This is a genomic window from Pseudomonas faucium, from assembly GCF_021602585.1.
Taxonomy (GTDB): Bacteria; Pseudomonadota; Gammaproteobacteria; order Pseudomonadales; family Pseudomonadaceae; genus Aquipseudomonas; species Aquipseudomonas faucium.
Genome location: NZ_BQIP01000010.1, coordinates 187,731 through 213,428 on the forward strand (window position 1 = coordinate 187,731; position 25,698 = coordinate 213,428).

Below are 25,698 nucleotides of genomic sequence, written 5' to 3' on the forward strand. Positions count from 1 at the left end.
TGAAAAAGCCCGCGGTTGCGGGCTTGCTTCAGTGTTTGTGATTGGCGGTGTTGCCGGCGGTGTCGATGATCCGCCCAGCGCCATTGATATCGCCGCTGACCTGCAGCGGGCCGTCGACGGTGACTTTGCCGGTAAGACTTATCGCAGCGGCTTGCAGGCTGATTGCACCGTCACTGACCTGCACCGTGCTGGCACCGACCTGGATGGTGGCGTTGCCGCCAGGAAGCTGGATGGCGTAATGGCTGGCCTGCCAGTCGTAGCTGAGCGAGCCGCCATCGGCGAATCGCCAGACTTCCACGTGCCCGCGGTTGTCCGCTGCACTGCCGGCATTGCCATATAGGCCAGCGATGAAGGTGCCCTGGGCCGGCTCGCCGCTGGGGCTGAGCAACACGCCCTGCTCGCCCACGCTGGGCGCCCGCCAGTGCCGGGCCTGGCCGGCAGCCTGGGCATGCCAGCGCAACCAGGCGCTGGTCCAGCCGCTGCCGTCGGACACCCGCACCCGGGCGGCGGCGAGGTCCACCGCGATGACCCGGCAGGGAATGACCAGACAGGCCAGCATGCGGTCATGCATGGCGCTGACGTAACTCATGAAAGCGACTCCGGGGCGATGTAGTGCTCTTCGTTGCCCAAGCCGATATCGGGTGCCAAGCCCAGCATCAGGCTGCCGGGCGGCTGGTCCGGCCAGTTCCAGCGCGGCTCGCCGAGCAGTACCGGCTGGTCCCAGCGCACGGTCCAGGCGCTGCCCTCGAACTGCGCCTGCACGTTGCGGCTGGCTTCGACGAAGTCCAGCGCCCAATGCTGCTGGCGCAGCAGGTCCATCAGTTGCGCAGCCAGCAGACTGCCCTGCAGGCGTGCCTCGGGGTTGGCGTTATCAGCGGTGATGTCCGCCTCGAAGGTGGCGACCAGTACCGAGCGACCATCCCGCGGCGCCGCGTCGGCCGTCATCTGCACGATGCCGTGACGTAGCGCCGGTCGCTCGGGCGCATTTCCTACAGCTGTATAAGCATCGACTGAAACCAGTTCAGGCATCGCCTCACGAATGGTTGCCGTCACAGCCGCGTGCAAAGTGGCCAATTCGCTCATGCATATTCCTCCTATCGCTCATCGGCCTGCGCACTGTCGCGCAAGCCAAGACGCCGAATCGCCCAGCGCTCGTACAGCCGCATGGCCACGTCGGCGCCGCCTACCGCGGTCATGCAGCCAAACGCGCTGGCCGCCCAGATCGAAAGGCCGCCGGCATACAGCAGCATCACCGTCGATACGCCGCAGGCCATGCAGGCCCCGGAGCGCAGCGCCAGCCGCCGCAGCAGTGACCAGCCGGTGGCGCCTGCCTTGTCGGCCCGCCACATCTCGCCGCTCAGGCCGCCCAGCAATGCCAGGACGATTACCAGCCAGAGCGGCATCTCCAGTAACGCCTGTTGCTCGTTCGTCACTGTCCTGTCTCCTGTGTGAATACCTGTTGGCGCGGGCCAACAGGCGGGTTGTGGGTACGCTCAAGTGAAAAGTCCGGCATTCCAAAAAGCCCGGCCTGCCAGGCTTTTCAGTAATGCGTTGTCGAACCGCAGGCCACGACTGGTGACGCCGTGCGGTTCCGCTCAAATTGGTGACTCCGGCCGCGGCCACCTGCCCGCCGGATAACTGTTCGTGGTGCTTTACGCTGCACACCCGGGCCAGTTGCCAACCCTCTGGACAGTTGAGGCCTGTCCATCGCTGCCTGTGTAACAACCGGTTTCCGTCCGGCTTGAGACACAGGCTATGCATTAATGCATATGCAGTCAATGCATTTCTTCAAATTTCCATGCGCTGCATTTTGCGCATATGCATGCAGGCCATGCACGATCTGGCTTGTAGGGTTTTTCTGCAGACGAAAAAAAACCCGCCGAGGCGGGTTTTCTTAAGAGAGGAGGTGTCAGCGGGCGTACATCCCCCACCAGAACACATGCCCGAGCAGGCTGATCTGCTCGTCCTGCATCTGCTGGAAGCTGTAGTCCTCATCGGGGTGTTCATCCCGGTTGAAGCTGCGCAGGCGAATACCGGTAGGCAGGCGGTAGACCTGTTTAACCCGCAACTGGCCGTTGTGGTTGATGGCATAGAGGTCGCCGTCGATGATGTCACCGATCGAGCACTTGCCGGTGTTGACGCCCACCGTGGCGCCATCGCGCAGCACCGGCAGCATGCTGTTGCCGCGTACCGTCACGCATTTGGCCTGGTCGAACTGCACGCCGTTGTGGCGCAAGCTGCGTTTGCCGAAGCGCAGGCGCGCACGCTCGCTCTCTTCGATGACGAATCTTCCTGATCCTGCTGCCAATTCGACCTCGCGAAGGAAAGGTACCGACACCTCGTCATCCTCGACGGGGGTTTCATCGTCCCACAGGCTGATGTCGCCCAGCTCCGCATGGCCGTGCGCCGGCAACGCGGCTTCGCGCGACGGGCCAAGCTCGGCCCGGCCGCGCAACTGCTCGGTGCTGACGCCGAAGTAGTCGGCGATCTTCGACACGTGCTTGTCCGACGGGTCGACGATCTTGCCGCCGAGAATACGCGACAGGGTGGATTGCGGGACGCCCGTGCGCCGGTGCAGCTCCGTCGGGGACAGGCTGTGGCGGTCGAGCAGTTCTCTGAGTACGGTGGCTACGTTGCGTTTTTGCATAACGTGCATAATGCAGGCATGCCACACGAAATGCAACGCACCAGGCTGCGCGCGCATGCCCCATGGGCTCGGCCTGCATCTCGTTGAAAAAGCCTGTACCATTGCCGGTTTTACAACCGCCAACCAGATCACCCGCTGTAAGGCCCTGAATGTCTGATCTTTCCGCACACACCCCGATTGTGCTGGAGTATCAACAGGAAATAGCGCTCAAGCCCCGCGTATTCAGGGGCTGGGCGCTTTTTTGTGTCTGTCGGCGATCCGACTATAGGGCATGGATAGGCATAGAATGGCGCTCGGTTTGCCCCATTTTTGCCCCATGTTAGAAGCCAGATTCGAGCTAGCTTGCCACTCAACCCCACGGGCCTAACCCTCTCCCGAATCGGCGCGATGATGGATTGGACGCACACATGCTGAAGCCTTAGCTTTAAAGGGTTCCGCTGTCCTTCATCAGACTGTGTACCGATTTTTACCACTTCACCTGTTAGCACCAAGCTGTAAGCTGCCACTTTTCGTTCAGAGGTCGACCGTGAAAGGCGCGACTACAATTTGAGAACAAGCGCGACTACGAAACCGTGGTACGAAGGTACATCCTCAGGAAACGAGGTCAGAACACACATCATGGCTATCCGTTTGGACGATAGCAGGCGCTTTGAAAACAGCAGCGTTGGACCCACAGGTTGCCGCCCTGGAGCGCAGTTAGCGGCCATATGCTTGGCCTAGACGCTACATGATATTATGCAATGTGCAGTGGAACTTTCATTTAGTTGAGCCTAGCTAGCCTGAAGGCCACCCTCGCGCTAGCGCGAGTCAGTCAAAAGAAGAGGCAATGATGAAGGTCTGTTACGACGCTGAACGGATGACGCTGAGTTGCGCTCAGTTTTCAACCACATTAAGTAGCAACGAAGGCGACATGTTGCTAGCCCTGATGGAGGGCAATACTGATAAAGAAGCGCTAATCTCCCAGGTGTGGGGAGGTCGAGGACTGGTTGTTTCGGACAGTAGTTATTATAAGACCGTGCACGGCCTTCGCTCGAGACTTGTTGACGTTGGCTTATCTCGTGACAGTCTAAAAACCTTACCTAAAAGAGGCTTGATACTTCTTTGCGAAATCACACTCGTTTCAGGAGAGGCTGCAATTGAAAGAAAGGCATCATTGCACCTTGAACTTCAGAAAGATAGACCTGGAGAACCCATAGAAAGTAACGAAAACTCTATTACCAATAACAGCAGGCTGAATGATTTGAATATTCCTGCATCTGACCACATGGATCCTACTGAAGATAAAAAGGTCTCAGTCATTGGGTCCAGCGAGTCGCGTGACGGGTTGTTGAGAAGAAATTATCATTTGTTTTTGCCTAGCCTCGCCTTTCTTGGAGCCTTACTGCCCCTTATTTATGCGTACCTTATATTCAATAAGCCGCCTGACCTTGAAGAGTGGAAGCGTGTATGGAAAGGCGAAAATGCAACGCTATATGCTGAATACAGTGAAAGCATGTCGAAGGATGATATTATGAAGGCGATGACTGGATTTGAACCACCTTTAATTTTGAAAGATACTAACTATTATGTGCGCAAACCCCTAAGTCAATTACTGGTCAGCTGTGTAAAGCCAGAGAGCCATGGGGAGGCGCTGTGCGTAAATTATCTACGCGTTGGAAAAAAGTGATTGGCTTGACGTCACTTTTCTCGGCATTGGTCTTCGGCGGCCTAATCATCAGGCATATAGTATCAGTACACAGAGATATTCCTCCAGCCCCCTGCAGTGCATCTATTGACTTCGTGCATGCGGAGGAAGGAGAGGGACTTTGGCGCGGCATCGGGGATATGACGATTGACCCCAATGAAGGAGCGCTTTATGTCTACTATCAGGTGATGAGCCCACAGGGTGTAAAATATCTGTACGACAGACGATTCGAGTTGTCGATGACTCACTTAGATACTTCGCGCTATCTATTCAAGACGCATTCTATTTCAATATTCGACAGTGATAATTCGGGGATAAACATTCCATTTATGGCTCGAGGTTTTCAAGGGGGGATAATGACGTTCAATTTCTTTTCCGACTTTGAATACTATTTCAATATAAATAATTTAATTGTGGGCGTATGTCATGTTCCGCGATAACGAATGATACAGCACTTGAAAATACGATAGCCCATCAACCTAGGAGCGTGATTGATATTGCTGGATCGGTAGCAGGGCGGCGCTTGTAGAAAAGTAAGGGGCTGCATCCATAGGTATGGATAAGTAAAAGCAGGTAAGACTAAGTAAGGACAGGTAAGCTTGAAGTAAAGCCCGTTGCGTCTTCGTAATGTAGTGTGGTGCTCAGATTGAGCATGACTTGAGATGGCTTATGCTCACTCTATAGGCAGAAGCGCGTTCGCGTTGCTGTGCGAAAGAGCAAAACTCAAGTTTACAAGGTTTCAGGGATGCTTTGGATAAGTATTAATGGCGAAGGCTTTGAGCGGCATCCCCGTTGGAAGCGCTCAATAGGCATTGATAGAACGGGGTTGGCTTTTATTGCCGCTGCAGTAGGGGGAAGTGAAAAAGATGTAAGCTTATTAACGTTGAAGACGGGTGCTCCCTCATTGATTTGCTTTGATCATGTTTATGTCCCCGCTTCTTGGATGATTGAAAATTTTCCGCAATCACTATGTAACTCCTACGCCCTGCTCGTCCAAGCTAAAGAGCACCTGCAGCGAATTATCGAGCAGAAAGCCAATCGGTTGGGATGCTGTACCTATTAAAAGCAGTGCTTAGCAGGGCCCTAGCCAGCATCATAGTGCTGCAGACGGCCCACACATTAATAAAAGGCAGGCGCTTGCTGAGCCTTAGCACACACCATTCGGCTTGTTGATTTTGAGTGCAACATTAAAAAACCTCAAGTGCTCGAGGATTGGCAAAAGGGTATGAGTGTGAATGACGACTTAGATTTGGAGTCAGGTAAGAGGTGAGTGTTAAGTGTTAAGAATTTTTCTGAAGAGCATGGTTGTTTTTTTGGCGGGGTGTAATCTGTCTTTCGCGGAGAATATGCAGAGCTGTAAACAGCAGAAAGATAATATCGTTTACGAAATGGATCAGGCAAAACGACATGGGAATGTATACAAGCAGAGAGGATTAGAATCGGCGCTATATCGGGTTGAGCGATACTGCCATGGCGATGAGCCGGGTCAAGGTATGGAACAATTGTCTAGCGCGCTGAAGGACGTCCATCGGAGGGAGAATCAGCTGGGTGCAGCAATTGAGTCCGGGTCTCCCCGACTGATTGAAAAATATAAGAAAAAACTGGCAGAAGCTCGTGAGAGGCTAGCCAATGTTTCGGAGAAAGAAATGTAGCTATTTTTTAAAATATTAAAAATATTGATGATTGGAGTATGAGATGAAGTCTTTGACGCTTATGGGTACGATTATATTTTCCTTGTTTGTTTCTGGCTGCACCGCGAGTGATTGGATTCATGTGGCGGGCGGTGTTATGCAAGGACGCGACGACTATAATAAATCCCAGCGAACTGCGCGCTTAAAAAGTGCTAACAATGCGGCCAAACGGATTAACGGGGAAAGCTGTGTTAAAAAATGCAAGTAAATATATAATTTTTATTGGCGTAGTAACTGCCTTGATTTCAGGATGTGAGTCGAGTTCAGCCATTTCGACAATGTTTGCATTTAGTGACACTCCGCTGGCACAGGCCACTGTTAAAACAGGAGCAACCATCCAGGATATTTTAAAAGTTGAACCTCCCGAAAAAAAATCACAGATTACGAATGGACGGGGCACATGTTTTGACTACACCATGCAGGGAAAAGGTAGGGTGTCACCCTATTACATCGCTTTTACAACAGAGGGCAGAGTCATGAACTACGGTTGGACAACATGCGCAGCCGCCGATGCTCGGGGCAGCTTGAAGTCTAATGAAGCGATGAAGCAACGATTCTAACGCCGATCCGGGATAGTCTATTAAGGATTTTTATGCGCGACATATGCATCTCATCTGTGTATTTTCTATTGCTTTTTTCAGCCCCCGCAATGGCTATTAATGACTTTTGGGCAGAAACCCTAATTTCTAGCACAAGCACTGCAACCACCTATTTAACATCGCGAGATAGAAAGCTAATAGCCGCGACTCAAGATGATGCAAGCGCATTTGTAGCTAGCGATGGGGACATCAAAGGGGCCTACCTTGAAGCTGCGATGGATAAATTCCGGACCTCCCACCCTGAATTAAATATCAGTGACATGGCCTTGGCTCAAATCATCCTAATTTACAATCAAGACAATTGAGCACTTTTGACGAATCGCCCTAGAAAATTGCACTGTATGTTGGCGAACTCTCCGAAGTGTTTGAGCACCACCCCATCAATTTTGCGGTGAGGAAGGTCCGAACCCATGGGCCCGACCTGATCCTTTCGCGAGCTTGAACGCACTAATGACGACATGCAATCGAGAATCAAAGGTCAAAACAGCCCTCCGAGGGCAGCCGGCGCCCAATTCATGATCACCAGTTCCCCGGTGACCTCAGCTTTACTTTGGCGATGGTTCGTGTTGCTGTAGCGGATATCCAGGTACTCGAAGTGGAAGCCGTCGAAGGCGCGCCGGATGTCCGGGTGGTCGTTGATGCTGACCAATACCCTACCCTTACACCGGCGCATGAAGTCAGCCATGCGCTCGTACTCCTCGAACGGGAAGTCGACGCCGTAGCCTGCAGTCTGCCAATACGGCGGGTCCATGTAGAAGAAAGTGTGCGCTCGATCATAGCGCTCGGCGCAGGCGAGCCAGGAAAGGTTCTCGACATACGTGCCGGCGAGGCGCTGCCAGGCAGCGGACAGGTTCTCCTCGATGCGCAGCAAGTTGATGGCCGGTCCCGTGGTGGCGGTACCGAATGTTTGCCCGGTGACCTTGCCGCCGAAGGCATGTTGCTGCAGGTAGAAGAACCGGGCGGCGCGCTGGATGTCGGTCAGGGTCTCGGGGCGTGTCATCTTCTGCCACTCGAAGATCTGCCGGGAGCTGAGCGCCCATTTGAACTGGCGCACGAACTCTTCCAGGTGGTTCTGCACAACACGGTAGAGGGTGACCAGGTCACCGTTGAGATCGTTGAGCACCTCCACCGGTGCGGGCTGGGGACGCATGAAGAACAACGCGGCACCGCCGGCGAAGGCTTCGACGTAACATTCATGAGGGGGAAAGAGGGGGATCAAGCGGTCGGCCAGGCGGCGTTTGCCACCCATCCAGGGGATGATTGGGGAAGTCATAGGTATGCAAGTCTTTACTGTATGGATGAACAGGTGTTAGGCTCGCCGCGCTTTGTGCACAAGGCAGGGGCCACGGCTGGACTTGCAGGAAGGGTCTGCGGGTTCGGCGGGCCGGGCTGGATGTTGACGCATCCACCCGGCTCGCCTCTTTTCATCTGGTGACTTCGAGGATGTAGGCCTGGCAGGCCTTCAGCGCGATCAGTGCTCGGTCACCATCGTCGGTGATGTCGATAATTCGTTGAGCATGCGCTCGGTCAAGTTGGACTCGAACGGTTCCATGAACCACGCCTGCGGTGCCGGCAGTTTCTCGCAGCCCACCGTCACTACCCGGGGCGCCAATGGCTCCGGCTTCGACAAGGACTGACAGCCGCAGATCAGCAGTAGCAAGCTTGTCACGCAAGCGAGCTTGAGCTTGTTGAGCATCGTTCATCTCCTTCCAGTGTGATTTGCCCTGCTCCTGCAGGCGAACTTCCAGGGCACGCCGCTGGGCGTTCTGTTCCGCCAATTGTTCCAAAGCCATCGCTGCGGCTTCTTCCCGCTCGCGGCCATAGGCTCGATCTTTTTCAGCCAATTGCTGCACGTAGCCCGCAGCCTGGTTCGCCAGCTGCTTGCCATACTCGCTGGCCTGCCAAACCCAGGCCCCTCGCCCACCTACCCACAGGCCCAGCGCCAAACCCAGCAACGCGGCTCGCCAGCTGAGCGAGATCACTGCAGCACCGCGAGTGCCCGCTTGTAGAGCGTCTCCCGGTCCTCCAGGCCGTTGGTGCCGCCGTTGATGCGCCTGGTGATGTTGAGGGTGTCCCCTTTGTCCGCGAGGCTGTTTAGGCCTTCCCGATGCCAGAACCATCCCGCCGACAGTGAGGCGTAGACCGGTTGCTCGAGCAGGTCAGGCGTGACAAGCAACCGGCTGTCGCCGAACAAGGCTTCACTGCAGGCCTCGTAATTGGCTCGCCCCGTCACTTGGATCAGCCCACGCCCCCGGTACAACTGGCCGTCACCGTCAGCCTGAGGTGTATTGCCAAGGCGTAGGGCAAGGCGGCCAGTGTCGTACTTGGCCAGGTACGCATTGTTGCCAAGCTCCCGCACGTACTGCAGCTGGCCAGACTCATGACCGACCTGGGCGAGGAACGCAGCCATGCGCAACCGGGTGATGATTGCGTACTTGCCCATCGTCGCATTGAGCCCAGGAACAAAAACGCCGGCTTTGCGGCCGGCGTTGGGGAAGATTTGTTGAAGCTGTTTTTCCGTGATCGGCATCGTTTTTTCTCCTGCAGCTAGTCGTTTACGCCGGGGCCACATCCACCGTGCGCAGTGATTGGGTCTGTTTTTGCTTCTTACCCTTGGCCTTGGCTTTGCCTTTCTTCCCGCCGTTGCACTCGACCGTGGTCGACCAGCCGGATGCGGTGAATACCTGCTCGACGCTATCCACCAGGTACTCGCCATCGAGGCCGCTTTTGAAGCCTTGAACGTTGACGGTTCGCTCGGCGAACAGGTCGGCTCGCCCGACCATTTCCAAGCGCACGCCGGCAGTGCTGCGGTTGAACGCGGCCAGACGGGCCCTGGCCGCTTGCTCGGCGGCGGTCTTGTTGGGGTAGATATGTCGGTCCGTATGTACGGCCGGCAGCCCCTCGGGGGCTTCGTCGTTATCCAGCTCCACCACCTTGAGCACGCCAGACTTCTTATCCTGGTGCTGGGTTTTCACCGCTTTCTGTGCACTGCGATCGCCAAGACGAAACGAATAGCGGCTCACATCGGGGCGCGAGATAGTGACGGCTAAAAAGGTCTTGCCGCCTGGGGTGGTGCTGCCTTGGCGCGGCATCACCAGCAGCTGGCCGTCGCCGACCTTGGCCGTGCAGTCGAACTGCTTGGCCACGCGGGTGATGAAGTTGAAATCGGACTCGTTGCGCTGATCGATGCGGGGCACCTTGGTTTGCACGTTGCAACCGGGCTTCCAGCCGTTGCGGGCGGCCACGTCGCTGACAATCTGCGCGAGCGATGCGTCCTCCCAACTGCCACTGCGGGTGGTCTTGCCGCTGCCCCGCATATCGCTGGCCTTGCCACGCAAGGTGATGGTGTCCGGTGGACCAGTTACCTCGATCTCGTCCACGGCATAACTGCCCATGCGTACCAGGGGGCGGCCCACATAACCGAGGAAGACCTCGATCTTGGCGCCGCGCCTGGGCAAGGTGACCGCCTGGGCACGATCATCAATGCGCAGTTCGAACTCATCCGACTCCATGCCGGGCTTGTCCGAAACGCGCAACAGCAGCAGCCGATCATTGATCAACGTGGTGATGTCGCGGCCATCCGCGACGATACGAAACGTCGGTTGCATAGATGCTCCAGAAATGAAAAACCCCGCTTGAGGCGGGGTTCGTTTCGAATGCGGGGTTAGTCCCACAAGGTGACTTGCTCGGTTTCTGCCGCTGGCAGATCGGGCAGCTGGATCAGCACGCCGGCACGGTAGGGTTGTGCCTCTTCCGCCAGCCCCTGGTTGGCTTCCAGAACTGCTTCGACGGTACCGCTCAGGTGTCCATAGTAGCTTTGACAGAGAGTGTCGAGCAGGTCGCCATCAGACGTTCTGCAGGTCATCGCCATACTTCACAAACTCCAGTGAAAACGACTGTTTACGCGGGATGCCGCCTGCCAGCAGCGCCGACTGATCCTCGTCGACACGCTGCAGGCACCAGGTACCGAGCACGGCGCCATAGCCGGTGGTGAGGCTCACCGGCAAGAGCTGCCGCCCCATGGCTCGCAAGGTGTCGAGCTGGCTGATCCCGCCCTTGAACAGCGGGAACACCGCACCTTTGATCGATAAGGTGTCCTCCCCCTGCCCGACTGCCTGTTGAGCGATATCGCGGGTCAAGCGCTCCTGTGGAGTCCAGCGGTAAGCCGTCTTTCGCTGAAGCTCGTCGAATGCCGCTGTGTCCAGGTTGAAGTAGAACGGCCGCGCACCGGCCTTGAGGGGTTGAAGGATAAGCAAGTGCGCGAACGGCTTGACCGCTGCAGCAGAGGAAGCGCCAGTCGGCTTTATGGCGCCCGTTGGCAATATGCCCGGGGTGCGCGTGATCTGGCCAACGATACGGTTAGCGGCTGCCCCCGCCCGATTGGTTTGCGACCCCAGCACAGTGAGCACACCAAGCACTGCCGTGGTACCAGGGGTTGCAGGTCCGCCCTTGTTGGCCGCCTGCACAGCAAACGACTGCGCAGCACGGATCGCCCGTAAACCTCGCTGAAGCCTGGCGCCTTTCTTTGGATCAAGCGAGCTCTGCCGCTCCAACTCATCGGCCGCGAGCGTCATGCCAGTGACCGCGATATTAAGCGGGCTGAGCATGCCGCCAGGACCATTGCGGCCCGCTTCGCCTGCGGCAAGCACTGCCGAGAGCACCGTACTCATGTGTTGCTCGTAAGCCATAGAATCTCCTTAAGCCACGTCCGGTGCGTCATACAGCTGGGCTGAAGCCCTACGACCAGCAGCATCCCGCACCGCCTTGTCTATCAGCGACCGCAATGGAGTTTCCAGATCACGAACCAGCTGGTACGGATCCTTGACATCCCCCTTCACGGTGACCGGCATGCTCAACGCAATGGAAAAGGACTGCTCGACCTTCGGGGCTTCGCTCTTAACCCGCTCCACGGCCTTGGTAGCTGCCGGGATGAGCACTTCGGGTGCCTGCGCTGAAACGGCCATCGAGCGCACCACTTCGCCCATCGGTGCATTTACTTGCGGTAGGCGAGCATCCAGGCCCCCTCGAGCAGCGTGCCTCGCCCCCTGCTGATCATCAGCAGCCAAAGCCACCGGCTTGGGAACTGCGGCAATCACCGTGGCGGTTTGACCCGTCAATGCTCGTGCGGGAGGCACGCCTACAGCGGAAGCCTCCACACCTGGCTGAGATTGATCAGCAATAGCCTTGGGCTTGTTGGTTACCGTCTTTCCTGGCTGAGGGTCGTCCTCTCCAAACAGAGCCTTCCCTAGCCAACCACCGATTACGTCACCGCCCAGCCCGCCGATCGCCATACCAATGGCCCCACCAATAGCAGTGCCTATAACGGGCACGACCGAGCCGAAGGCTGCGCCGGCCGCGCCACCCGCCCAGGCACCCGCCAAGCCGCCCGCTGCGCTGCCATAGCCCTCGGCCTTCTCGTTTTTGGTTTCAGCATTCAGCGCTGTATCCAACACGCCGGGGATCACATCAACCAGTTTGCCCCCTGGCAGGGCGCCGGCCAACTTCGTGGCTCCCCGAACGGTCCGTGCCATCCTGCCAAGCGACTTGGCATCGGCTGCGGCACCACCCACAGTCGACACCCTCGGCACTGAAGGTGTCGCCGCTGCTGGCACAGTTCTGCGCGCAGCGGCTTGCCGACGACGCCGACGACGGGAGCGACGACTACCAGGTTCAGCTGGCCCTGCTGGAGATCCTGCCGCTCCCAGTCGCCCAAAGGCATCGGTGTTCACGACAAACACGCGCTGTGGCTCGCTGCCGAGGCCGGCAACCGGATCATTGCTGGCCGGCGCGCCCAGGACTTTGCCCAAAGCCCCGAGCCCCGCATCAACTACACGGTTGCCAGCTCTCGGCAACGCCGCATCAGTTGACGCCTGGATCCTATCCACCCGCCGCGAGCCCCAAGCGCGGCCCCGTGCTACGTTGAACGCTCCACGCGCGATCTTGGCCCCGCTACGCACCGTCAGCAGCGCGCCGATCGCCGCAGTAAAGCCGGCAATTCCCATGACCACCGCCGGCATCTTGTCCGCCAGACCTGACATGCCCTGCGCGACCGCCGTCAGGCCCTGGGCGACCGCATCAGTGGCAGGGCGGATGGCATCGCCGACACTGCGCATGGTGTCATCCCAGGCCTGGCCGAGCTCCGCCCAGCGCTGCGAGGACGTCTCGCGGCGTTCTGCCAAGTTCTTGTCGAGAATGCCTGTGGCGTCCTTGGAAGCAGCTTTGAGCTCGGTGTAAAGTCCACGATTCTGCGCGTAGGCAGTCAGCGCGGCTTTAACCTGCATATCGGCGAACAGGTCGCCAGTACGCAGCGTCTTCTCCAAGGCATCGAGCGCCGCCTTGGCTTTCTCCGGGTCGACTTCCTTGTCGATGCCAGCCTGGGCTTCTTTAATCTTTTTCGCCTTCGCCGGGTCAGTCGCCTCCACGTACTGCATCGCGAGGGCCATGGATGATTCGATAACGTTCATGCCCTTCTGCAGGCCGGTATTCAAGGACGCCTGGTAGTCGATACCTGCATCCTTGTAGGCTTTTACTACGTCGCCCGATCCGATCTTTTCCATCCAGTTCTTGAAGTTGTTCGCCGCCTCATCAGAGCTGCCAGCAGTCTTCATCTGGACCTGCAGCATTGCACCGAGGGAAGAGACCGAATCCAGGCCGGTGATTCCGTTTTTCTCCATACCAGCGAGCAATTGCGGGAACCACTTGGCCATATCGCTTGCCTCGAAGCTGCCTGCCTGGCCTTGATAGGCGATGGCCTCCAACGCCTGCTCCATGACCTTGGGGTCATTGATCTTGGCGTTCTGCTGCAGCGCCATGATCATGCTGGCCGTGTCGACGCCGGAGGCGCCCTGGCCGATCGCGAACTTGGCCGCAGTCGGTGCGTAAGCCATGGCCTTATCCAGCTCCATGCCAGCCCCCACGAGCTGGTTGATCAGGTCGGCCACATCGTTGCGGCCCATACCTGTGTCCTTGGACGTTTGAATCACCGTCCGGCTAAGCTGCACTTCCTCCGTCGTGTTGACCTTGTCGGCCTTGATCGCAATGTCACGGATGATCGCCTGGTAGTCCGCACTGATCTTGGTGGGGATCGCCGTCAGCCCTGCCCCCACGACAGCAGCGCCCATGGTGCTCTTGAGCGCCGCCTTGCCCTGCCCGATCTGTTGATGCCCTTTCACCTGCAGGTCAGCAGCCTTCGCGTCACGTCCGAGGCGCTGGTATTCCCTGCTGAGGCGGCCGACCTCGACGCCCTGCTTGCGCAGAGCGTCCAAGTTACCATTGAGCTTGCGCAACAACTTATCCGCACCGGCGGCGCCGGAGTCGTGCGCCCGTTTCCATTCCGCCTGCAGCTTCATGGTTTCGCCAATGGTGCTTTTAAGCACCTTGGCCTTGTTACCTTTCTCCTCGAGCTTCTGTATGCGGCCTTCCACATTCTTGAAGGCCGCGCCTACAGAGGCTGCAACGGCGCCGCCAATCACCAGCGCTATCTGCGTTCTTGCCATTGCCTACCCCCTTTAAGGCTCAGTCCGTGAGCCACCAGAGCATGTCCGCGAAGGACATGCTCGATACCTCAGCTGCTGAAAAGCCCAGCTCAGCAGCCAGCCGTCTGGCCAGCTGCTTCTGCACCACCGGGTTAAACGTCGTCTTCCTGCACCAGGCGAAAATACCCGGCCTGCAGGCGCGTGTAGTCCTTCAGGACCAAAGACTCCAGGTCCTTTGGAGCGACCTCGGCCAGGGAGGCAAACAGGTTGAGTTCACGCTGCTCATCATCGTCACCGCCGGTTGCCTGTGCACTGCGCACATCACGCACAGTAGGGGCACGCAGCCTGATGCTGTCCTGTTGAATACCGTTCAGTTCGGTGGGCTTGCTCAGCTTCACGGTGACGCTGTCAGCGGTCAGGGTCAGGTACTGGGGAAGTGGCTTGTTTTTCATATCGCGTTGTCCTTGTGTTCGGAAATGACTTACAGGCCGAGCGCAGCACGCTGCGCGGCCAACTGGTCGACACCATCAATCACCCGCTTCATGCCCAGGGCGTCGATTTCGTAAATGAGCCGCCCGTCCACCTCGAGCTTGTAGTAGGTCAACGAGACGCCGTGCTTGATCTCGGCTTTATCGCCCGCCTTCCAGTCGCCCATGTCGATCTCTTTCAAGCTCCCACGCAAGGTGACCACCACTGCTGTGATTTTGCCCTTGAGGCCCTTGAAAGCCCCCCGGAAGGTGCCGTTGAAACCGCTGCCATCGGCCAGGCCGAAGAACTTCAATGCCTCGCGGCGCACGCCGGTAGTGGTGAAGTTCGCCTCTTGCTTTTCCATGCCCATGTCCATCTCGACCGGCATATCCATGCCGCCGGGGCGGTGCTCTTCCATCTTCAGCGTGAGCTTGGGCAGGGTCAGGCTGGGAACATCACCCTGGAAGCTGACGCCATCGACGAACAGGTTTAGGTTGGCCAGGGTTTCGGGAATCATTGCCATGCTGTGCGCTCCTTAAGCGGCGGAATCGAGGACTTCGGTCAGCCATTGGTTGGTGACCTCGACGCGGAAGTTGGGGTTTTCAGCCGGCGGCACGTCGGTGAAGCGGATGTTCCAGTACACCTTGCCCTGCTCCAGCTGGCTGGGCGTGTTCAGCTCGGTGTCGGCGTACACCTCGAAGTTGATGATTGCGCCCTGGTTCTTCAGGTCGCGCATGAACGCCTGCAGGCCCTCGGTGACGTCCTTGACGTAGGTGGCCGTGATCGAGCGGTCGACCGCCCACTTGTGCCCGTACAGAATCGCGTCCATGACGATATCCATGGTGCGCACGCGGGTGACGAAGGCCCATTTCGGATCACTCGACAGCGTGCGGTTGCCCCACAGCCGATAGCCGTCATCGCGAATAATGGTGGCGATGTTCGCGTTATTGAGCAGGTTGGCCCGGCACGTCTCGTCGCCGTCCAAGAACTCCACCGGGCGGGTAGTGCCGGTGACGCCGACGAACTCCTTGTTCGACGGCGAGGCCCAAAAGCCGTACTCGTTGTCAGTCCAGGCGAACAGCCCTGCCACCCATGCCGAGCCGGGGGCATCCACGGTCGCGCTCGCGGTGGTGTCCCAGTACTTCACCCCAGGGTCAACCAGGTAAGCGCGCTTGGCGCCGTACTCACCGGCATAGGAAATCGCCGCCTCGTCGGTGGTGTTGGGGCCGTCGATGATGGCGATGCCGCGCAGCTTGTCGGCCAGCGCCACCAGTGCGGTGCCCACCGCCTGGCTCGCGCTGTGCTTGGGCGCCACCAAAAGCCGCGGCTGCGCGTTGTAACGGCTCTTGCCATCGAGCAGCGCCTGCAGGCCGGTACGCGTACCGTCGGCCAGCACGCCGCCGATAATGGCCGAGGTCTGTTCGGCCGCATCCTGCAGCTTGGCCACGCCACAGGCGACGATCACCGCCTTGGCGCGCATGTAGATCGCACGGCAGGCCTTGGTGATGGCGGCGCTTTCGCCAAAGGCGGCCACCGCCTCGCGCTCGCTGGTGATCAACACCAGCTCGTTGGCCTTGGCCGTGGGCGCGACGGCGCCGTCGGTGCCCGGCCCAGGGGTGAAGGTATCAACCAAGCCGATGATCGAGGACGACGGCAAGGCGATTGTGCGCGCGCCGTTGTCGACGTTCGTTACGGTAACGCCGTGAAAGAAACCGCTCATAAAATCTCCAGAAACAAGAAGGTCCCGCAGTGCAGGGCCAGGTGGTACAGCAGAAAAGAAAACGCCCCGTCAGTGCGGGGCGTCAGTCAGCGGCAGGGGCGTCGTCAGGGCTCGGCGGCCATTCAACGTCCTCGGGAAAACCCGGCTGCTGCTCGATGCGCGAAAGGTCAACGCGGTAATTCATCCAGGCCAGCAACAGCGCCTGCTCATCCTCGGTGGCCCGCTTCAGGCTTACAGCGTCTTGCAGGGGCCCCATGCGCAACGTGGCAACGGCCAGGCGCTCGTCCCGATCTTTCAGCACTTGCTGCCGCTCTCCGGCCACTTGGGCTGGCTGGTCCAACTCCCAAGCGCTGCCCGTCCAGTGGTGGTAAATGCTTGGCCGAGGCTGGCCGGTCAGCCCCTCGGGCAGCGGCCCAAAGTGCTGGTAATCTTCAGGGGCGCCGGTGGCCGTGCTGTACACCTGGCCACGATTGTCCTCAACCTGCACCCAGTCGCCCGACTCCCCCGAGCGCACAACCGCATAACCCTCCAGCAAGGGCGGCGGCTCATTGAGGTAGGCGTGAGCCGGAACCAGCCAGTTATCGCTGTCCAGCGGGTCGGGATCGGCTACCCCCTTGCCCAGGTACTCCCCCGTCACCGGGTGAGCGTGGTAGATCGCCAGTGCTTCCATGAATCAGTTCCTCAGTATTTGATACAGGCCAGCATCGCAATGTTGCGCGGGCGCGCCTCGTTGCCACCGTCAGCCCAAATAGACAAGTTGTGGGCGTGCAGGCCGACGGTGTCCGAGTTTCCGGAGAAACTGTGAGAGTGGTCGCCACCTCCAGTCACTGCTGCGGCAACGCCGCTATCCCCTTGCGCCGTCGTCACTCGGTCGCTCAGCGAACCAACCGAGCTATTGAGCGCCCGATTGACCGGGTGAGCGTGTGCCCCGCTGGACGTGGTGTAACCTGAAACGGCGTGACTATGAGCCCCGTTGGCATCGGTTACACCGCCGTGTGCGTGGCTCAAGTTCTGCGAGATCTGAACCGACATCAAGGCCCGGTTTTGGTCAACCCCGCGTGCATCGTCCCAAGAGCGGACGAACTCGCCGCGCAGGTCCGGCACGTTAAAGGTGGTACTGCCATCACCCGCGCCGCCAACCGTGCCAATCGCTGAAAACAGTTTTGCGTAGGTGGTGCGGCTGACTTGCGCACCGTTCGCCTTCAGGTAACCAGGCGGTGGGAGAAAGCCAGGGAAATAGACAATTGTGCCGGGGGGCGCGCCGTCCATAGCCCATTCAGTCCACACACCCGCGACGGCCGTTCGGGTCCATTCAACGCCATTGCCGGCGCCTATCATCTTCTGCGCGCCGTGCGTGAAGGCGTTCCCCCACACCGTGAGGTAGCCATTCGTGATCCCTGGCGGAAAATTCGTGCCGTTGCCCGCAAAATATTGACCTCCCTCAAAGACCGTATTGAGGTCTACGCCCACCAGATCAAGAAGGTCTGCCGTGCCAAGGCCGTACTTCGCCATGGACGCACGCACAAATGCCGTCGTTGCGACCTGCGAGTTACTGGTTCCCACCGCCGCCGTCGGCGCCGTCGGCACGCCGGTCAGCCCAGGGCTGGCCAGCGGCGCCTTAGCTGCCAAGGAATTGGTCATGGTAGTGGCAAAGTTCGGATCATTGCCCAGTGCAGTTGCCAGCTCATTGAGCGTGTCCAGCGCACCAGGTGCCGACGCCACCAACGTCGAAATGGCCGCCTGCACAAACGCGGTGGTCGCCAGGCGGGTAGTGTTGTTGCCAGCAGCCTGAGTGGGCGCGGTCGGGGCGCCGGTGAACGCCGGGGAGTTCAACGGGGCGCCTTGAATCCAATCGTCCTGGCTTGGAGCTGGCCCTGTAAACCCGCGCCACCAGAGGCTCGCACCGGCGCCCGCGCCGGCAACACCAAGCTGCGCCGGACGAATAGCCCGGATGATATGCCAGCCGCCAAAAGCCTGGCCGGCCACCGGTGAGCCGACGGTAGCCTGGTCATCCGTGGAAAGCGCCTGGATTACCCGCGTTGCAGATACGTTATTGCACTGCGCCGGGGTTACCGTGTACGCCGGAGCAATTGCCCCTACACCGCCAACCCCTACTGCAGCAAATGCCGCAGTAATATCCGCAAGGCTTGCAAGGGGCACCCAAGCACCATATGCCATGGTCGTGGTTTTCGACCGAATCTGCAGAACAGGCACGCTGCTGGTGGTGTTCAGGTGGATCTGCACCGATGCTTGGCCGGCGCTACCGTACTGAATATGCAGGAGACAGCCCGTGTTGGGGGCGTTGACGGCCGTGCTGGTACAGCGATACAGCCCAGATGCAGACACTGCATCAAGATCAGAGACGGCCGGCGAAGTACCGCCAATCCCGTATTGCAGCATTCCGGCAAGAATGGCCGCCATGGTGGCGATCTGGCCAGTGTTGGTGCCCACGGGTGCTGTAGGCGCCTGTGGCACACCACTGAACACCGGCGAAACCACCTTAGCCGTCTCATCCCACTTCGACCAGGTGCCGGCATAGCAGGTACGAACGAATACTTTATTGTTCGCCGTGTGCAGCGTGTATTGCTGCGTAACGATGCTCAAGCCTGCGGCCTGCACCAACAGCGTACCGGCTGAAGGTTCGGGGTAATTCAGCTCGGTGGTTGCCTGGAAGCTGCTGCTCTGGCCATACGAACCCGGAGTAACGATGCTATTGAGGTTGGTGCCGTTCGGGATGTTGGAGCCTTGAACGCCTCCCGAGCCCCAGCCAAAGGCACCCAACAATGACTGCACAAACTGGGTCGTTGCCAGGCTCGTGTCGTTGGCCGTGGACGCCGCCGTGGGCGCCTTGGGCACCCCGGTAAACGTTGGGCTGGCCAGCGGCGCCTTGGCGGCCAAGGCGTTGGTCATGGTGGTTGCAAAATTGGGGTCATCGCCCAGCGCCGCCGCCAGCTCTTTGAGCGTGTCCAGGGCACCCGGTGCCGATGCCACCAGGGCCGCCACGGCGGCCTGCACAAACGCGGTATTGGCGACCTGCAACGAGTTGTTGCCGGCCGCCGGCGTCGGCGCCGTGGGCGTCCCGGTCAGGGCCGGGCTGGCTAGCGGTGCCTTGGCCGCCAGGGCGCTATCAACCTCGGTCTTGGTGTGCACGTCAGTCAGGCCATAACCCGCCACCGTGGTCGGGTTGGTGGCCGCTGTCACGCGCCCATACTTGTCGACCGTTACGCTGCGGTAGGTGCCGGCGGCTACGCCGGTGCGGCCAAAGGCCATTTCAAAAGCCAGCCCCGTCACGCCCAGGCTGATCGGCGCGTCGGTGACCAACTGCCACGCGCTGTCACCGTTGACCGTACCCTTTTCCACCAGGACCAATAGCCCCGGCGTCACTTTGCTGCTGGTGTCGGCATCCGTGGCACGGGTCCAGGCGGCGGTCGCCACCACGTAAATGCCGTTGTCCTTGGCCGCCGTTTGGTTCTTGACCAGCACCCGGTTGCCGGCCTGCAGGGCCACGCCGTCGACCGTCTGCAGCCCGGTCAATGCGATGTTGGCCGTGGTTGAAGCGACCACCGAGTGCTTGAAGTCTTGGCGGGCCAGCTCTTCGGTGACCCATTCGCGGGTGGCCAGCACCACGCTGGGGTCAATCTTGAGCTGTACGTTGCTGGAACTGCTGACGACCAGACTCATGCGCACCACCTGGGTACGGCCCGATCCCTGGCTCAGCAGCGGCTTGTAGGTCGGCGCACAGTTGGCCACCGCCACCAAGTCGCCATCCGCGTCGTATAAGCCGATTTCACGAATCCACTTACCACCCACCTCGGCCGGGATAACTTGCTCGGCCACGATGATTGCGGCGTCTTTGTCGTCCACCTTCAACTGATTCAGCGGCGCGCGGCGCCATTCATTGATCAGCGCCTTCTGTGTGGCGTTGGGGGTGGGGTCGGTGCCGTTAGCATCCCCCACGCCCATCTGGGTGATTTTCCACGCAGTGCCCAGGGCATCCGCATTGGCCTGCTTCGCCGCGCCCACGTTGGTGAGGATGGCGTAAAACTGGGAGTTCTGGTCAACCATGTGCAATGTCCAGGGTGTCTATGGTGTGTTCACGGCCGCCACGGCCAATCAGGCCGACGACCTCGATATCGCGCGGCGCTGGCGGGTACACGTCGAGCACGTCGCCCTCGGTCAGCGAACAGCCCACGTAAAAGCCGCCCACCGTCTCCAGGCTGATGGCCAGCGCGGTCATGTGGCGGGAGACGGGCCGGGCGTCATCGAGCAGGGCCGTCAGTTCTTTGTAAGTGCCTTCATCAATGCCGGCGTCAGAAACCCCGACTTTCAAGGCGAAGGTGCCGGGCACGCCCTCGGGAACCATGTTCCACCACTCCACCACCTCGATCAGGTAGCCGAACGGCTCAACCACGCGGCGCAGCGCGCCGATGGTTCCCTTGTGTGCGTGGATGAAAAACGCCGACCGGATCACCGAGCGCTTGACCGACTCCGGCCATGTGTCGTCCCAGCGGTCCACCGACCAGGCCCACGCCAACTGGTAGAGCAGGTGCGCCGGGCAGTTGTCGGGGTGATACAGCGACCGCAGCGGGATTTGCGTGCGGTCCAGGGCCGCCACTTCCAGGGCGCGCTCCAGCGGCGTGCTATTGATCGGCAGTAGCCCGCTCATGCCTGCACGCCCCGCGTTACCGTAACGCCGGTGCACCAGGCCGCTTGGGCCTTGGTCGGCCGGATATCGGCCCAGCTACTGAGGTCGACGCGACTCACGCCGTCGATATGCAACTGGGCATCAACCGCCGAGCGCGATACCTCCACGCCAAGCCGGCGCCGGGGGTTCTTCCACTCATCCAGCCGCCGCCGGCACTCGGCCAGGACTGCCTCGCCCTCGGGGCCATTGCCCGTCAGGTACACCACGGCATCGATCCGATACGGCAGAATCTGCGCGCTGCGCACGTTGACCCGATCCGCGACCGGACGAATGTCGTCGTCATTGAGGTATGCGGCGACCGTTGCCAACAGTGGCGCGTCGGCGCCGCCGTCACCGTCCAGACTCAGCACGGTTACGTCGACCACCGCCGGCGACGGGCTTTCGGCGGTGGCATCCGCCACCAGGCCCGAGGCGTTGCGCGCGTGCATGATGTAGCTGTTACGTGGCCCGGCGGTGGTCAGCCCCTCATAGACCAACTGCACCCGCTCGCGCAGGGCGTCGTCATCCTCCAGCACCGCAGGCACCGGTGGCACCGCCTGCAGGTCCTCGGCCTGGATCACCAGGCGCTGCAGACTGACATTGGCCGCCAGTTGGTCAAGGTCGCTACCCTTGGCGTAGGCCAGCAGCAGCGCCTTGGCGGCGTCATTGACCCGCGCCCGATCCTGCACATGCCCATAGGCAAAAAGCTCGAGCATTTTCGTAACCGGATCGCTTTCCAGCGGCGCGGCCCAGTCTGCGCCCAGGCTCGACCGGAACAGCTCCAGGCGCTCTTGATAGCGGTCCTCGAAGTCGAGCGATTCCAGCACCTGCGGCGCCGGCAGCGCCGTTAGGTCGATCGTCATGCGCGCACCTCCAAAATCATGCTGTCGCCCAGGTAAACGCCGGACAGCTCCATGGTGATTTGCCCGCCCACCACGGCCACCACGCGCACCCGCTCCAGCTTCAAACGGGGCTCCCAGCGGCCCAAGGCGCGGGCCACCTCGGCCTGCACGGCGCTTTTCCAGCCATCGTTCACGGGCAGGTCCACGTAGCGCCGCAGGCTGCTGCCGTACTCCGGGCGCATGCGTCGATTACCCACAGGCGTGGTTAAAATGTCCTCAATGGACTGCCGCAGGTGGTCTTGGCCCGCCAGCGGTAGCCCCGTGCGACGGTCCATTCCGATCATGGGATTACTCCTTCACACGCTCGAAGTCGCTGCGGGCGACCAGGTAACCCATCGCTTTCTTGTCGCTTGCCTGCACAGTTACGCTGCCTGCGACAACGTAGAGTTCTCGCGAATTGCCCAGGATCAGCGTGCGAGAGGTGTGGGTCTTGTCGCGGAAGGTCACGCTCGCTGGCACGACGGACTCAGCCGGTGCCTCTTCATCAGCGGCAACTTGGTTATTGGTCATGAAATCTCCAGGCAGAAAAAAGCCCGCTCAGGCGGGCTGTTAGTGCTTGTGGTTGGGCGTGTTGCCGGCGGTATCGATGATTCGCCCCCCGCCGTTGATATCGCCTGTGACTTGTAATGGGCCTTCGATCCTGACCGCCCCCGTCAAGGTGATGCCGCCCGCCTTGGCTGTGATGGCGTTGTCGGTGACGACCACCTCGGTACCGCCCACCTGAACCGTGACGGTGCCGCTGGGCAGCGAGATGGTGTAGCTCTGGGCCTGCCAGTCGTAGATCAGCGAGCCGCCATCTTCGAACCGCCATACCTCAACGTGATCACGGTTGTCGGCCTGCTCGCCAGCGGTGCCGTACAGCCCAGGCACGAACGTGCCCTGCGCTGGCTCACCGCTTGGACAGAGCAGGACGCCCTGCTCGTTGAGGGTTGGTGCCCGCCAGTGTCGAGCCTTGCCAGCGGCTTGCGCGTGCCAGCGAACCCACGCGCTGGTCCATTCGCTACCGTCGGATACACGCACCATACCGACGCTCAGGTCGACGGCCACCACACGACACGGGATCACCGTGTTCGCAGCCATCCGGTCGTGCTGCGCAGCTGCGTAGCTCATCCCAGCGCCTCCGGGGGCACATAGGCGCCCTCATTGCCTGGGCCAGTCTCAGGGTCGATGCCGAACAGAATCGGGCCGGGCTGGCGGGGCCACGGCCACTCTTCCTCGCCGAGGTAGATGACCTGAGTCCACTCCACAACCCAGGCGGCCAGCCCATCCAACTCTGGCCGGCTCCAGTCAGGCTCTGCCCGAACAAACTGAGCAATCTCAACTTTAAGGCCCCAGGTCTGCATCCGTAGCAGCACAGCGAGCTGCGCAGCGATGAATGCCACCACATGTAAATGGTCGTCACGCTCTGTACCCACAATGGCCCGCGCCTCAAAGCGGGCATCAATTGCCACTTCGCCGGTACCGGGGTCGAGCTCCGCCGGCTCGAACCCTGCAAGCTCTAGCACAACGGCCGGTACATCAACCGCCTGCAGCATGCCAGGCATCGTTCCCACGTAATTCAGCCCAGGAATAGCGCGACCGATGATTTCTTCCATCGCGGAGTACACCCCCGCCAACGGGATTGGATCGTCAACCATTACCGGTTCTCCGTGTGAGCTTGTGTATCTCGAAGTTCAGTTCTTGCTCCATCACCACCAACAAGCGCTGGTGAGCCTTGTTCGTCCATGATTCGAAGTGAGGCCTTACCGCCTCCAGAGATATCTTGGCTTTCGCTAGCGGGAATCGGCTGCCGTTCTCGGCTATCCAGCCCGAGCTCCCCCCCGCTCTGCCCGACACGTCACTGTCCGGGTAGTCATCCGCGCTGAAGTGTTTGCTTGCGGTACGGATCCAGATGTCAGGCTTGCTGCCATACACCTGCCGGAAGAAGGCGCCTTGGTACTTGCGCCCAGCCACCGAGACACCGGTTTTGGTCTGCCTCGCCCGCCCTGCCCTGCTCGCCTCAATTGGATTGAGGCCAAACCATAGCTTGCCTTGCCCGTTGCTGGACATGGGGTAAGCCAGCAGGCGCTTGCGCACCGCTGCAATAGCGATGCGCTCCTGCTGGCCAACCGAACGAGCAACGTGAGTGCGCAGCCAGCGAAGGGTCTTGTTGATAGCCCTGCGCTGAGCTGCGTTGATGGCTTTGGGCAGCAACTCAGAGAACCGCTCGAACCCCTTAACCTGGTGGGGATTCGCCTGAAGGGTGATCAGCCCAGTGCTGGCTGACTGTTTGTGGTAGCTGCCAACACTCATCGAACCTCCCGCAGAGCGAAGTTGATCCAGCCCGTGCCGTCCGGGTCACGCCTGGCGATGATGTAGCGTCCGCCGCCATCGGCTGGTGCAAGGTCACAAACTAGGTGTAGGCCTTCCTTGATACCTGCTGCATCACTCACACGCACGGAAAACACCGGCTGACGAAGGCCAGTGTTGATCGTGCCGACCTTCGGCTGCTGCCACGGAACGGATATGAATCCTCGAACCGGACTTTCAAAGCCTTCGATCTCGACTTCGTCGCCCAGCTCATCCAGCAGAGACATGTCCATGTCCGCTACCTGATCGCGCCAGGCCACGGTCAATCACCCGTCTCGCTTTCGGAATCCAACTTGCCTCGACGAGCGATGACCCCCTCGTCGAGCAGGGTGTCACGCAATTCGTTGGACTGAGGAATGTAGACCTCCCCCTTGCGCACGACCTTGGTGCCATCCTGGATGCAGCCATCCACAACCACGTATTCGATCTTGGCAGCCATTTCACACCACCTTCGCGGAGAGGAAAGCGTTCGGTTCCAGGAGTCCTGGCAGCGGCGCCGCCTGGATCTTCAACCAGCGCCGGCTTGGCTCTTGGGTGACCCAGCTCTTGGGGAAGCGCGCCGCTTCGACCAGGCCACTCTCGATGGCCTCCAGATCCTGAATCGCGGCATACAGCATCGCGTTGCGGGTCGAAGTGCAGCCCATTACCAGGCCGCCCGCCGGGATCAAAGGCTTTTCGCCGCCCTCGTCATCGAGATACCACTCGTCATAGGCATAGAGATCCACGCCTGGATCATTGAGATAACCGATGTAGGTGACGCCGTCTGGAAGCTCCTCTGGCTTGATCAACCCCATGTCGACCCGCCGAGTGTTCAGCTGCTTGAGCACTGCCTCGTTGCCCTGGAAAGCATCCTGCGCCTCGGCACTCAACACCGCTACGTTGGCGGAGCGACCCGAGTCTTTGGCAATGAGGCGTCGCCACTGACGCAGGTTGGCGATGGGGTCGGAGCCGGAAGTGTTCCAGCGGCCAGTAGCCAGGACAACGTTGTGGGTGTCCTCCATGAGGAAGTCGATGGTGTCATCCACGCCATCACCCTGAACTCGAATGCGGCCAGTGGTGAGCGCCTGAGCGCACATCCACTCTTCGCGGCGAATGATCTCGTTTTCGAGTTCCACCAAGTCACGGCCGAGCCGCTCGCCGGCGCGCTCAAGCGGAGTGCGGGTGGAGAACGGGTTTTCACCAGCGCCTCGCTTCAGGATCAGCCCCGCCTGAGTAACACGCTTGGGCTGGATGTACGGCGGCTTGTAGGTCGACGAGGCAATGCCGGTACGCTGCGAGACGCTGCCAGGCAGGGTTGGGTGAACGAACGGCGCCATCTTGCGCTGCCCTTTCACGATATCGATGGTCACCGTCTCAGTGGGGAAGGTTTCAGGGAAACCGGCGTTGAAGAAGGTGTTCATGAGGAAGCGGCGCGGCGTTGCCAGCTGCTCAACCGCTTCCAGCATGGTTAGCGTGTCGAAAATGTCAGTCATGTGGGCT

Annotated in this window: 32 protein-coding genes; 6 read left to right on the plus strand and 26 right to left on the minus strand. The window is 59.9% G+C overall.

Translation table 11 applies throughout. The annotated features are described in order from the left end of the window. Positions 1-28: 28 nt before the first annotated feature. The 4 genes from L6D75_RS14445 to L6D75_RS14460 all read right to left on the minus strand — a co-directional run bounded on the left by L6D75_RS14445 (position 29) and on the right by L6D75_RS14460 (position 2,656). Positions 29-589 (minus strand): phage baseplate assembly protein V, encoded by a 561-nt coding sequence (locus L6D75_RS14445; RefSeq protein WP_176511549.1) that lies wholly within the window; start codon positions 587-589, stop codon positions 29-31. Further along, the gene (locus L6D75_RS14450) at positions 586-1,083 is read right to left on the minus strand and encodes a hypothetical protein (RefSeq protein WP_176511548.1); all 498 of its coding nucleotides are present in this window, start codon (positions 1,081-1,083) and stop codon (positions 586-588) included. The genes L6D75_RS14445 and L6D75_RS14450 overlap by 4 nt, the downstream gene beginning before the upstream one ends. An 11-nt stretch (positions 1,084-1,094) precedes the next feature. Then, positions 1,095-1,433 (minus strand): phage holin family protein, encoded by a 339-nt coding sequence (locus L6D75_RS14455; protein ID WP_176511547.1) that lies wholly within the window; start codon positions 1,431-1,433, stop codon positions 1,095-1,097. Positions 1,434-1,909: 476 nt separating this feature from the next. After that, positions 1,910-2,656, minus strand: coding sequence for a LexA family transcriptional regulator (locus L6D75_RS14460; protein ID WP_176511546.1), 747 nt, complete (start codon positions 2,654-2,656; stop codon positions 1,910-1,912). 820 nt (positions 2,657-3,476) lie between these two features. On the opposite strand from L6D75_RS14460, the gene L6D75_RS14465 reads away from it, so the two are divergent. The 6 genes from L6D75_RS14465 to L6D75_RS14490 all read left to right on the plus strand — a co-directional run bounded on the left by L6D75_RS14465 (position 3,477) and on the right by L6D75_RS14490 (position 6,926). Then, a complete protein-coding gene (locus tag L6D75_RS14465; protein ID WP_176517636.1) occupies positions 3,477-4,313 on the plus strand; it encodes a winged helix-turn-helix domain-containing protein in 837 nt (278 codons plus the stop codon). Further along, positions 4,280-4,771, plus strand: a complete 492-nt coding sequence (locus L6D75_RS14470; protein WP_236193628.1) for a hypothetical protein — start codon at positions 4,280-4,282, stop codon at positions 4,769-4,771. The genes L6D75_RS14465 and L6D75_RS14470 overlap by 34 nt, the downstream gene beginning before the upstream one ends. Positions 4,772-5,076: 305 nt before the next feature. Further along, positions 5,077-5,394 carry a hypothetical protein gene (locus L6D75_RS14475; RefSeq protein WP_176517633.1) on the plus strand — a complete coding sequence of 106 codons (318 nt, stop codon included), beginning with the start codon at positions 5,077-5,079 and terminating at the stop codon, positions 5,392-5,394. A 214-nt stretch (positions 5,395-5,608) separates the two neighbouring features. Then, entirely contained in the window at positions 5,609-5,983 is a 375-nt protein-coding gene (locus L6D75_RS14480; protein ID WP_176517632.1) for a DUF1090 family protein, read from the plus strand. 197 nt (positions 5,984-6,180) lie between these two features. Further along, positions 6,181-6,582: a hypothetical protein gene (locus L6D75_RS14485; protein ID WP_176517631.1), complete on the plus strand. Its 402-nt coding sequence runs from the start codon at positions 6,181-6,183 to the stop codon at positions 6,580-6,582. A 32-nt stretch (positions 6,583-6,614) separates the two neighbouring features. Further along, positions 6,615-6,926, plus strand: a complete 312-nt coding sequence (locus L6D75_RS14490; RefSeq protein ID WP_176517630.1) for a DUF2388 domain-containing protein — start codon at positions 6,615-6,617, stop codon at positions 6,924-6,926. Between the two features lie 173 nt (positions 6,927-7,099). Here L6D75_RS14490 and L6D75_RS14495 read toward each other — a convergent pair whose 3' ends face one another. The 22 genes from L6D75_RS14495 to L6D75_RS14600 all read right to left on the minus strand — a co-directional run bounded on the left by L6D75_RS14495 (position 7,100) and on the right by L6D75_RS14600 (position 25,691). Then, positions 7,100-7,894 (minus strand): DNA adenine methylase, encoded by a 795-nt coding sequence (locus L6D75_RS14495; RefSeq protein ID WP_176517629.1) that lies wholly within the window; start codon positions 7,892-7,894, stop codon positions 7,100-7,102. Between the two features lie 151 nt (positions 7,895-8,045). Then, positions 8,046-8,600, minus strand: coding sequence for a lysis system spanin subunit (locus L6D75_RS14500; RefSeq protein WP_176517634.1), 555 nt, complete (start codon positions 8,598-8,600; stop codon positions 8,046-8,048). Then, positions 8,600-9,151 (minus strand): glycoside hydrolase family 19 protein, encoded by a 552-nt coding sequence (locus L6D75_RS14505; RefSeq protein WP_176517628.1) that lies wholly within the window; start codon positions 9,149-9,151, stop codon positions 8,600-8,602. Before L6D75_RS14505 ends, L6D75_RS14500 begins: the two co-directional genes overlap by 1 nt. A 25-nt stretch (positions 9,152-9,176) precedes the next feature. Further along, positions 9,177-10,229: a phage late control D family protein gene (locus L6D75_RS14510; RefSeq protein WP_176517627.1), complete on the minus strand. Its 1,053-nt coding sequence runs from the start codon at positions 10,227-10,229 to the stop codon at positions 9,177-9,179. 56 nt (positions 10,230-10,285) lie between these two features. Continuing rightward, on the minus strand, positions 10,286-10,492 hold the full coding sequence (locus tag L6D75_RS14515; protein ID WP_176517626.1) for a tail protein X: 207 nt from the start codon (positions 10,490-10,492) through the stop codon (positions 10,286-10,288). Further along, a complete protein-coding gene (locus tag L6D75_RS14520) occupies positions 10,467-11,309 on the minus strand; it encodes a phage tail protein (RefSeq protein ID WP_236193630.1) in 843 nt (280 codons plus the stop codon). The genes L6D75_RS14515 and L6D75_RS14520 overlap by 26 nt, the downstream gene beginning before the upstream one ends. 9 nt (positions 11,310-11,318) lie before the next feature. After that, on the minus strand, positions 11,319-14,117 hold the full coding sequence (locus L6D75_RS14525) for a phage tail tape measure protein (protein WP_236193632.1): 2,799 nt from the start codon (positions 14,115-14,117) through the stop codon (positions 11,319-11,321). A 131-nt stretch (positions 14,118-14,248) separates the two neighbouring features. After that, a complete protein-coding gene (locus tag L6D75_RS14530) occupies positions 14,249-14,548 on the minus strand; it encodes a phage tail assembly protein (protein WP_236193634.1) in 300 nt (99 codons plus the stop codon). A 29-nt stretch (positions 14,549-14,577) separates the two neighbouring features. Next, positions 14,578-15,087, minus strand: a complete 510-nt coding sequence (locus L6D75_RS14535) for a phage major tail tube protein (RefSeq protein WP_236193636.1) — start codon at positions 15,085-15,087, stop codon at positions 14,578-14,580. 12 nt (positions 15,088-15,099) lie between these two features. Next, entirely contained in the window at positions 15,100-16,284 is a 1,185-nt protein-coding gene (locus tag L6D75_RS14540) for a phage tail sheath subtilisin-like domain-containing protein (protein ID WP_236193638.1), read from the minus strand. An 82-nt stretch (positions 16,285-16,366) separates the two neighbouring features. Beyond that, positions 16,367-16,954: a tail fiber assembly protein gene (locus L6D75_RS14545; protein WP_236193639.1), complete on the minus strand. Its 588-nt coding sequence runs from the start codon at positions 16,952-16,954 to the stop codon at positions 16,367-16,369. An 11-nt stretch (positions 16,955-16,965) separates the two neighbouring features. Then, a complete protein-coding gene (locus L6D75_RS14550) occupies positions 16,966-20,349 on the minus strand; it encodes a phage tail-collar fiber domain-containing protein (protein WP_236193641.1) in 3,384 nt (1,127 codons plus the stop codon). Continuing rightward, a complete protein-coding gene (locus L6D75_RS14555; RefSeq protein ID WP_236193642.1) occupies positions 20,342-20,950 on the minus strand; it encodes a phage tail protein I in 609 nt (202 codons plus the stop codon). Before L6D75_RS14555 ends, L6D75_RS14550 begins: the two co-directional genes overlap by 8 nt. Continuing rightward, a complete protein-coding gene (locus L6D75_RS14560) occupies positions 20,947-21,831 on the minus strand; it encodes a baseplate assembly protein (protein ID WP_236193643.1) in 885 nt (294 codons plus the stop codon). The genes L6D75_RS14555 and L6D75_RS14560 overlap by 4 nt, the downstream gene beginning before the upstream one ends. Further along, positions 21,828-22,154: a GPW/gp25 family protein gene (locus L6D75_RS14565; protein ID WP_176518397.1), complete on the minus strand. Its 327-nt coding sequence runs from the start codon at positions 22,152-22,154 to the stop codon at positions 21,828-21,830. The genes L6D75_RS14560 and L6D75_RS14565 overlap by 4 nt, the downstream gene beginning before the upstream one ends. Before the next feature lie 4 nt (positions 22,155-22,158). After that, positions 22,159-22,380: a hypothetical protein gene (locus L6D75_RS14570; protein WP_176518398.1), complete on the minus strand. Its 222-nt coding sequence runs from the start codon at positions 22,378-22,380 to the stop codon at positions 22,159-22,161. Positions 22,381-22,419: 39 nt separating this feature from the next. Beyond that, positions 22,420-22,980 carry a phage baseplate assembly protein V gene (locus L6D75_RS14575; RefSeq protein ID WP_236193644.1) on the minus strand — a complete coding sequence of 187 codons (561 nt, stop codon included), beginning with the start codon at positions 22,978-22,980 and terminating at the stop codon, positions 22,420-22,422. Then, on the minus strand, positions 22,977-23,507 hold the full coding sequence (locus tag L6D75_RS14580; protein WP_176518314.1) for a hypothetical protein: 531 nt from the start codon (positions 23,505-23,507) through the stop codon (positions 22,977-22,979). Before L6D75_RS14580 ends, L6D75_RS14575 begins: the two co-directional genes overlap by 4 nt. Next, positions 23,500-24,162: a hypothetical protein gene (locus L6D75_RS14585; protein WP_236193645.1), complete on the minus strand. Its 663-nt coding sequence runs from the start codon at positions 24,160-24,162 to the stop codon at positions 23,500-23,502. Before L6D75_RS14585 ends, L6D75_RS14580 begins: the two co-directional genes overlap by 8 nt. Next, positions 24,159-24,452, minus strand: a complete 294-nt coding sequence (locus tag L6D75_RS14590; RefSeq protein WP_236193647.1) for a head-tail joining protein — start codon at positions 24,450-24,452, stop codon at positions 24,159-24,161. The genes L6D75_RS14585 and L6D75_RS14590 overlap by 4 nt, the downstream gene beginning before the upstream one ends. Positions 24,453-24,481: 29 nt before the next feature. After that, complete coding sequence (locus L6D75_RS14595; protein WP_176518048.1) at positions 24,482-24,658, minus strand: hypothetical protein; 177 nt, start codon at positions 24,656-24,658, stop codon at positions 24,482-24,484. A 1-nt stretch (position 24,659) separates the two neighbouring features. After that, on the minus strand, positions 24,660-25,691 hold the full coding sequence (locus L6D75_RS14600; protein WP_176518049.1) for a major capsid protein: 1,032 nt from the start codon (positions 25,689-25,691) through the stop codon (positions 24,660-24,662). Positions 25,692-25,698 lie beyond the last annotated feature (7 nt).